General features: G+C 73.4%; 7 protein-coding genes and 1 pseudogene. 3 read left to right on the top strand and 5 right to left on the bottom strand.

The window, feature by feature from the left end:
• Positions 1-288, top strand: a pseudogene (locus MET9862_RS29520) (CoA ester lyase); the annotation flags it as partial.
• Here the strand turns inward: MET9862_RS29520 and MET9862_RS19365 are convergent.
• Complete coding sequence (locus tag MET9862_RS19365) at positions 273-890, bottom strand: flavin reductase family protein (RefSeq protein ID WP_142584525.1); 618 nt, start codon at positions 888-890, stop codon at positions 273-275. The pseudogene MET9862_RS29520 and the gene MET9862_RS19365 sit on opposite strands and share 16 nt — an antisense overlap.
• 140 nt (positions 891-1,030) lie before the next feature.
• Positions 1,031-1,594 carry a nitroreductase family protein gene (locus MET9862_RS19360; protein WP_142584524.1) on the bottom strand — a complete coding sequence of 188 codons (564 nt, stop codon included), beginning with the start codon at positions 1,592-1,594 and terminating at the stop codon, positions 1,031-1,033.
• A gap of 195 nt (positions 1,595-1,789) precedes the next feature.
• Between MET9862_RS19360 and MET9862_RS19355 the strand changes: the two genes are divergently transcribed.
• Positions 1,790-2,695 (top strand): RgsD C-terminal domain-containing protein, encoded by a 906-nt coding sequence (locus MET9862_RS19355; RefSeq protein WP_142584523.1) that lies wholly within the window; start codon positions 1,790-1,792, stop codon positions 2,693-2,695.
• Positions 2,696-2,975: 280 nt separating this feature from the next.
• Here MET9862_RS19355 and MET9862_RS19350 read toward each other — a convergent pair whose 3' ends face one another.
• From MET9862_RS19350 to MET9862_RS30490, 3 genes are all read right to left on the bottom strand, one after another.
• On the bottom strand, positions 2,976-4,523 hold the full coding sequence (locus tag MET9862_RS19350) for a caspase family protein (protein WP_142584522.1): 1,548 nt from the start codon (positions 4,521-4,523) through the stop codon (positions 2,976-2,978).
• Positions 4,524-4,842: 319 nt separating this feature from the next.
• Complete coding sequence (locus MET9862_RS19345) at positions 4,843-5,736, bottom strand: DMT family transporter (RefSeq protein WP_142584521.1); 894 nt, start codon at positions 5,734-5,736, stop codon at positions 4,843-4,845.
• Positions 5,737-5,740: 4 nt separating this feature from the next.
• Positions 5,741-5,869: a hypothetical protein gene (locus tag MET9862_RS30490; protein WP_280178980.1), complete on the bottom strand. Its 129-nt coding sequence runs from the start codon at positions 5,867-5,869 to the stop codon at positions 5,741-5,743.
• A 130-nt stretch (positions 5,870-5,999) separates the two neighbouring features.
• On the opposite strand from MET9862_RS30490, the gene MET9862_RS19340 reads away from it, so the two are divergent.
• The gene (locus tag MET9862_RS19340) at positions 6,000-7,433 is read left to right on the top strand and encodes an aminotransferase-like domain-containing protein (protein ID WP_142584520.1); all 1,434 of its coding nucleotides are present in this window, start codon (positions 6,000-6,002) and stop codon (positions 7,431-7,433) included.
• Positions 7,434-7,815 lie beyond the last annotated feature (382 nt).

The following is a 7,815-nucleotide window of genomic DNA, read 5'->3' as shown; positions in this document are numbered from 1 at the left end:
GGGGCGAGCCCGCGGCTCGCGGGGCTCGCCTGGGATGCCGAGGCGCTCGCCGCCGATCTCGGGATCGCGCTCGACCGGTCGGCCGCGTGGCCGGCCCCGCTCGCGCAGGCGCGGGGGCAGGTCGTGCTGGCGGCACGGGTGGCCGGCGTGCCGGCCTTCGAGACGGTGCGCCGCGATTCCGCCTCTCTGGCCGGGACGGCCGAGGCGGCCCGGCTGGACGGGTTCGCGGGGATCGCGGTGCGGGATCCGGCCGAGGCCGCCCTGGTGGCGGCTCAGCCGCCCTTGTAATCCCCCGCGCCCTTCGGGCGGCGCATGGTGAAGCGGTTCTCGGGGCGCACGGCGAAATAGTCGAAATAGCCGCCGCGCATGATCGGGATCATCGCCGCGGTGTCGACGAGGCCGTCCGTCACGTAGCGGTCGTCGATGTAGATCGAGACCACTTGGCCGATCACCAGGAAGTTGACGGCCTCCGAGCCGTCGAGCGGTGTCAGCGGCACGGTCTGGAGCCACTTGCACTCGACGGCGGCGGCGGCATCGGCCACGCGCGGCGGGCGCACGAGGCGGGAGGGCGCGGTGGCGAGCCCGGCGAAGTCGAACTCGCTCACGCCCCGCGGCAGCGGCGCCGAGGAATCGTTCATCGCCTCGCGCAGGTCCCAGGTCGCGAGGTTGCAGACGAACTCACCCCCCTCCTCCGCGAAGGTCATCGCGTCCTTCCGCCCCGTGGAGGAGAAGGCGACCATGTCGTCGCCCACCGCGTTGAAGAACGAGTAGGGCGCGAGGTTGAGCCGGCCGTCGCGGCTCATGGCACTGATCCAGCCGATCGGGCGCGGCGCCACGATCGCCTTCAGCGGGTTGTGCGGCAGGGTGCGGTTGTCGGGGCCGTAATGCATGCCTTGCCTTTCTTCCCGCCGTGCGGCGGCACGGCGCAAGCGCGACTGCGCGTCGCCGCATTCTCTTCTCGCGCAGCCAGCGTGGACTTGGCGGCGGGCGGCGGATCGAAAGGTCCGATTCCCGGACCTTTCACACCTGTTCACAGACGCGTCACGATGTCGGCGAGCGCCGGCCGCGGCCGATCGCTCGGCACCGCGTCGGCGCGGCCGATATGCACGAAGCCGGCCAGCCGCTCGGTGGGCGCGAGGCCGAGCGCGTCGAGGACGCGGCGGTCATAGGCGAACCACTCGGTCAGCCAGGCGGTCGCGAAGCCCGCCGCGTTGGCGGCCACGACGAGGTTCATCGCGGCCGCGCCCGCCGAGAGCACCTGCTCCCATTCCGGGATCTTCACGTGCGGGCCTGCCCGCGAGACCACCGCCACCACGGTGGGCGCATGGCCGAGGCGGCGCCGCTCCAGATCGAGCCGGGCGGCATCCGCCTCCGGGTTGTCGGCCGCATAGGCCGCGGCGATGGCCTCGCCGATGCGGGCCTGCGCCGCGCCCTCGATCACGATGAAGCGCCAGGGCGCGAGCTTGCCGTGGTCCGGAACCCGCGCGGCGACCGTCAGGATCGCGTCGAGGGTCGGGCCGTCCGGGCCTGGCTCCGCGAGCTGGATCGGCGGCACGGAGCGGCGGGTGCGGAGCAGGTCGAGGGTGGCGTTCATCGGCGCGCGGGGGCTCGCATTCGGGCGGACGGACTTGGGCTAGACGGACTTGGTGCGGATCTAGGGCGGACTTGGCACGGCCCGCCGGGGGTTCACAAGGGCGGATCCGCGGCGGGGCCTTCACGGGTCGGCCTTGCGGGCGCCATGGTCGCGCGGCACATCCTGCGCGGGACGATCAGGAGACGGCTTTCTCGAATGCGCGCAACGCTCATGCCCTGGCTGATCCTGGCGGCGCTGACGGGCACGGCGGCGGCGCAGGACGACGCCTTCCCCAACCGCCTCGGCGGCGGCGTGCCCTCCCCCTCGATCACCGCGCCGTCCTTCCCGCCGGCCCCGGCCGAGGCGGAGGCAGTGCTCTCGGTCTCCGCGCTGCCCGCCGGCATCGGCACGCCGCTGAAGACGGGCCTCGCCTGGCGCGTCTACGATGATCGCGGCGACGGGACCCGCCCCAACATCGTCGCCCGCTCGACGGAGGCGGAGCCGAGCTTCAAGCTGGCCCCGGGCCCCTACGTCGTCACCGTCACCTACGGCTTCGCCAGCGCCCTCAAGCGCGTGACCATGGCCGGGCAGCCCCTCAGCGACACCCTGCGGGTGAGCGCGGGGGCGCTCCGCCTCTCGGGCGCGGTCGGGGACGTGCGGATCGCCCCCGCCCAGCTCTCCTTCTCGGTCTTCGTGCCGGTGGGGACCAATTCGGAAGGGCGGCTCGTGCGCAGCGGCGTGAAGGCCGGCGACCTGCTGCGCCTGCCCGAGGGCACCTACCACGTGGTCTCGACCTACGGGGAATCGAACGCGATCCAGCGCGCCGACCTCAAGGTCGAGAACGGCAAGATCACCGACGCGACGCTCAACCACCGCGCCGCCACCGTGACTCTGAAGCTCGTCGCCGCACCCGGGGCCGAGGCCTTCGCGGGCACCGCCTTCAGCGTGCTGACGCCCGGCGGCGACACGATCCGCGAGGCGATCGGCGCCTTCCCGCAGGTGACTCTCGCGGAGGGCGACTACGTCCTCATCGCCCGCCACGACGGGCAGGTCTTCACCCGCGAGTTCAAGGTCGAGAGCGGCATGGACCGCGACATCGAGGTGGTGGCCAAGCCGTCCTGAGGTCCCGCGGTCCCGGGGCCGACGATCCGGCCCTTCTCCGACGTGCGATCTCGGAGCCTATCCGAGCCGATTCGACAGGCCTCTAAGGCGTCGATCCCAGTCTCGACCGCATCCCTGAGGTGCCGCGCCAGCAGCCTCGAAGGAGCCCTCCAGAGGCCTCCGTGATCCCTGGAGGCCTCCTTCGAGGCTGCTGGCGCGGCACCTCAGGATGAGGTCGAGGAGAGGAGCGGCGGTCGGAGGACCCGCTCCCTTCCCTCGAAGCCGTGAGCCCGAGCCTCGGTCAGCGCCGGATGGCGCCCACCAGATTGCCGACGCCGCCGAGGAAGTTGCCGACCTCGCCGAGGGAGGCGCCGCCCCCGCGCTGCGGCTGCGCCTGCTGCGGGGCCGGGCGGGCATAGGCCTCGTTCCGGGCCTCGCCGTGGGCCGGCGCCGGGCGCGGCGGCCGCGGGGCGACGGTGCGGACCCGTTCGACGGGCTTGGCCGCGGCGAGCTTGCGGAAATCCTCCTCGCTCTGCTCCCAGAGCGCGGTCTGCTGCAGCTTCGACAGGAAGCCGGATTCCGGGATGCCGCGGGTCTTCTGCCAGTTGGTGATCGCCCGGCGCGTGCCGGGGCCGAACTTGCCCGTGGTGCCGCCGGGATCGAATCCGAGGGCCTTGAGGCGCTGCTGCGCTTCCGCGCGGTCCTTGGGCGAGAGCTTCAGGGATTCCTCGGTCGCGGCGCTGCCGGTCTCGGCCTTCAGATCGGCCTCGCTCACCGCGGTGCGGGCGGGCGCGCCGGGGGCCGGGGCGGCGGCGCGGGCGATGCGGTTGCGGGCGATCTGGGCGAAGTAGCCGTTCGGATGGGCCTCGAGATAGGCCTTGTAATCCTCGGGCGCGCCCGAGCGCTCGGCGGCCTCCCACAGCTTCATCTCGAGGGCCTGCGGGTTCGGCAGGGCGCCGGAGGCGACGCCCGGCACGGCCGGGGGCAGCGGGGCTCCGGGGGAGTCGACGGCGGCGACCTTCACGGTCGGAGCGACCGGGTTGAGGTAGAACTCGCCGATGATCGAGGTGTTGACCCAGGGGCGCTGCTTCTCGTTGGTCGAGCGCCAGACATCCTCGCGGACCCGGTCCATCACCGTGCTGATCGAGACGCCGGGCGTCTCCATGTGCTTGAGGAGCGCGGTGGTGAAGGGGCTGTTCTGGCCCGCCACCCCGTCGAGCGCGGTCTTGCCCGGGTCGGTGGCGAAGGCGATCATCGTGCCGGCCGCCGAATTCACCTGGATCTCCGACAGGCCGGCCCCGACCGCGGCCGAGCGCGTCTTCAGCGAGCGGGCGAGCTCCTTGGCGAAGGGGTTGTCGCGGCAGGCGTCGAGCACCACCACGTTGACCCGGTCCTCGCGCTGCATCTGCCGCAGGACGAGGTTGATGTTCATCGTGCGGAAATCGAGGTCGGCCTCGCTCTTCAGCACGGTGTCGGTGGGCAGGAGGTAGTTCTCGCCCGCCACCGCGACGCCGTGGCCGGCATAGTAGACGAAGGCCACCTTGGCGCCGTCGAGCTTGGCCGCGTACTCGCTGACGAGGCTGCGCATCCCGTCGAGCTTCAGGTCGTAGCCCTCCACGACCTCGAAGCCGATCCGCTTGAGGGCGGCGGCCATGGCCTTCGAGTCGACCAGCGGATTGTCGAGGCTCGGCACGGTCTGGTAGGCGCCGTTGCCGATCACCAGGGCGACGCGGCGCTCGGCCGCCGCCTCGGTGCCGGGCACGACGGCCACCACCAGCGCGAGGCCCGCCGTGGCGGAGAGGGCGAGACGCGCCAGCGCGGCGCGCGCACGAAACAGAGCCTGCCTCATGGTCCAGTAAGCCCCCGTCGTCCTGGGCGTGGGCCCGAGGCCCCGACCGCGTTCGTAAGCCTATGTTTCGGCGAAAGCTGGGCGGTGTTCAATATCCGTAGGCCAGCGGGCGCCGGGTTACGCGGCCGTTGCGCGTGACCCGTTGCGTCGATGCCATCCCGGCCGTCGCCTCGGCTGTGCCGAATCAAACATCGGCCGCACCGTCTCGCGCGGCTCAAGATGTGGGACCCGGGTCTGCCAGGAGCCTGCAGGGCCGCCTCTCATCCAAATCAGACTTGCCCGATACGGTCTCGGGCAATGTCGGGCCGAACGGGGCAGCTCAGGCGAACCGGCGCGCCCCGGCCACGCAGGCCGCCACCAGCGCGGCGGCGAGCGGCATGCCCGGCTCGATCGCCTCGCCGAGGATGAGCGCCGCGAGGGCGAGGCCGAGGAAGGGTTGCAGGAGCTGGAGCTGGCCGACCGCCGCGATGCCGCCCGCCGCGAGCGCCCGGTACCAGAACACGAAGCCGATCAGCATGCTGAACAGCGCCACGTAGCCGAGGCCCAGAAGCGCGGAGGCGGGAGGCGGCGCGACGGGCACGCCGAGGAGCAGGGCGGCCGGAATCGTCACCGGCAGGGCGAGCACGGTCGCCCAGGCGATCACCTGCCAGCCGCCGAGATGCCGGGCGAGCCGCCCGCCGGCGGCGTAGCCGAGCCCGCAGGCCAGGATCGCGGCGAGCATCAGCCCGTCGCCGAGCGCCGAGCCCGGCCCGGCGCCGCGGGCGGCGTAGCCGGCGGTGACCGCGCTGCCGGCGCCCGAGAGGAGCCAGAAGGCCCGTGAGGGCCGCTCGCCGGCGAGCAGCGCCCCGAACAGGGCGGTGGTCAGCGGCAGCAGGCCGACGAACACGGTGGCATGGCCCGCCCCGACATGGCGCAGCGCCAGGGCGGTCAGCAGCGGGAAGCCGACCACGACGCCGAGCACGACGAGGCCGAGGAGGGCGAGATCGCCCCGGCGCGGCAGCGGCTGGCGCAGGAGGACGAGCATCAGACCCGCCGCGAGCCCGGCGATCGCCGCCCGCATCAGGGTGAGCGGGATCGGCGCGAAGCCGGCCAGGGCCAGCCGCGTCGCCACCAGGGAGCCGGCGAAGATGGTGATGCCGATCAGCCCGTCGATGAGAGCGCGGATCGGGGCGGTGCGGCCGAGGCCGGACCCGCCGACGGAGGCGGCGCGCATCGGCTCAGGCGAACGGCAGGATCAGCAGCAGGGCGAGGGCGAGCCCCGCGGCGGAGACGACCGCGTCCTCCAGGCGGCGGATGATCCAGCCGTCCCGGGCTCTCCGGCGATCGATCGGTTCCCGTCCGCGCATCGGTCCCTCCCCTGGTTCGACGCCGCCACCTCTCCCGCGGCGGCGGCTTTCAAGACAGAGACGGTTGCAGTACGATTTCGTTGAACTGTCCGGTACGAGAGCCGGTACGGTCGGTCGAAGGGAGGCGAGCATGGACCAGCCGGTCCCGGGGCGCGCGATGCCGGATCCGGGCCTGACCCGGGTCGAGACGGTGATGGCGGTGATCGCGGCGCGCATCGCCGGACGCCTGCTCGCGCCCGGCGCGCGGCTGCCCTCGGTGCGCGCCTTCGCCCTCGCGCAGGGCGTCTCGAAATCGACGGTGGTGGAGGCCTACGACCGGCTGGCGGCGCAGGGCGCCATCGTCTCGCGGCCGGGCTCGGGCTTCTACGTGGCCGGGCGCCCGGCCCCGTTCTGCCTGGCGGCGGCGGGCCCCCGCCTCGACCGCGCGGTGGACCCGCTCTGGATCAGCCGGCAGACCCTCGAATCCTATCCCGACGCGCTCAAGCCCGGCTGCGGCTGGCTGCCGCCGGACTGGATGCCGGAGGAGACCCTGGCGCGGGCCTTGCGCCGCGTCGCCCGCGAGGGCGGCTCGGCGCTCACCGCCTATGACCGGCCGATCGGGCTGACGCCGCTGCGCACGCAGCTGGCCCGCCGCCTGACCGAGCGCGGCGTCGAGGCCCATCCCGACCAGATCGTGCTGACCGAATCGGCGACGCAGGCCGTGGATCTCGTGCTCCGCTTCCTCACGGGCCCCGGCGACACGGTGCTGGTGGACGATCCCTGCTACTTCAACTTCCACGCCCTGCTGCGGGCGCAGCGGGTGAAGGTGGTGGGCGTGCCCTTCGGCCCGCAGGGACCGGACCTCGCCGCCCTTGAGGCCACCCTCGCGGCGCAAAGGCCGCGCCTCTACCTGACCAATTCCGCCCTCCACAACCCGACCGGCGGCGCCCTCACCCCGGCCATCGCCCACCGCGTCCTGCGGCTGGCCGAGCAGCACGGCACCCTGATCGTCGAGGACGACGTCTACGCCGATTTCGAGCTGGAGCCGGGGCCGCGGCTCGCCGGCTTCGACGGGCTCGAGCGGGTCATCCAGGTCGGCGGCTTCTCCAAGACCCTGTCCTCGGCCGCCCGCATCGGCTTCGTCGCCCTGCGGCCGGACTGGGTCGACCAGTTCGTGGACCTGAAGGTGGCGGTGAGCCTCGGCGACCCGCACCTCGCCGCCAGCGTGGTGCTGCAGGCACTCACCGACGGCAGCTACCGCCACCACATGGACACAGTGCGCGCGCGCCTCGCCGAGGCGCGGGGGCGGACGCTGGCGCGCCTGCGCGCGGCGGGGCTCACTGTGCCGCATATCCCGCCGGCCGGGATGTTCCTGTGGGCGCGCCTGCCGGACGGGCTCGACGCCGCCGAGATCTCGCGCCGGGCGCTGGCCGAGCGCGTGGTGCTCGCCCCCGGCAACGTGTTCAGCCTGAGCCAGGGCGCGGCGGGGTTCCTGCGCTTCAACGTGGCCCAATGCGCCGACCCCCGGGTCTTCGCCGCGCTGGAGCGGGCGATGGCCGGGGCCTGCGGGCCCGCGGCGATCTGATCCGCGCGGGGCCCCGCGCCCCGGACCGATCGCCGCGTGATCGCGTCGGGGCGGTTGCCGGCCGGCCATGCGGCCTCTACATCGGCGGTCCCCGTGGCCGATGCGCCTGAAGGTTTCGCGAGCCCGCTCGGGCCGGCATGGTAGCGGGGTCGGCAGTGACGGGGCGGCCCGGACCAGTTCTCTGGACCGTTCCTGTGAGACCCAGTGGGCCGGGCCGCTGCAGGGGTGTCGGAGGCGCGGGGAACAGGAACCGCGGATCCGGCGCATGGCCCACAACGCTTTCCTGCCCCGTTCCGGGACGGCGCCGCCGCCGGGTGTTGTCCCTTCGTTCACGCTCCCTGGTAAGGATGATGGCGGGGCCGGGAACGGCCCGCGTGCCACC

It is taken from the genome of Methylobacterium symbioticum (genome assembly GCF_902141845.1).
Taxonomy (GTDB): Bacteria; Pseudomonadota; Alphaproteobacteria; order Rhizobiales; family Beijerinckiaceae; genus Methylobacterium; species Methylobacterium symbioticum.
The sequence above is the reverse complement of the archived record's forward strand: the minus strand, read 5'-3'. Positions and strand labels throughout refer to the sequence as shown.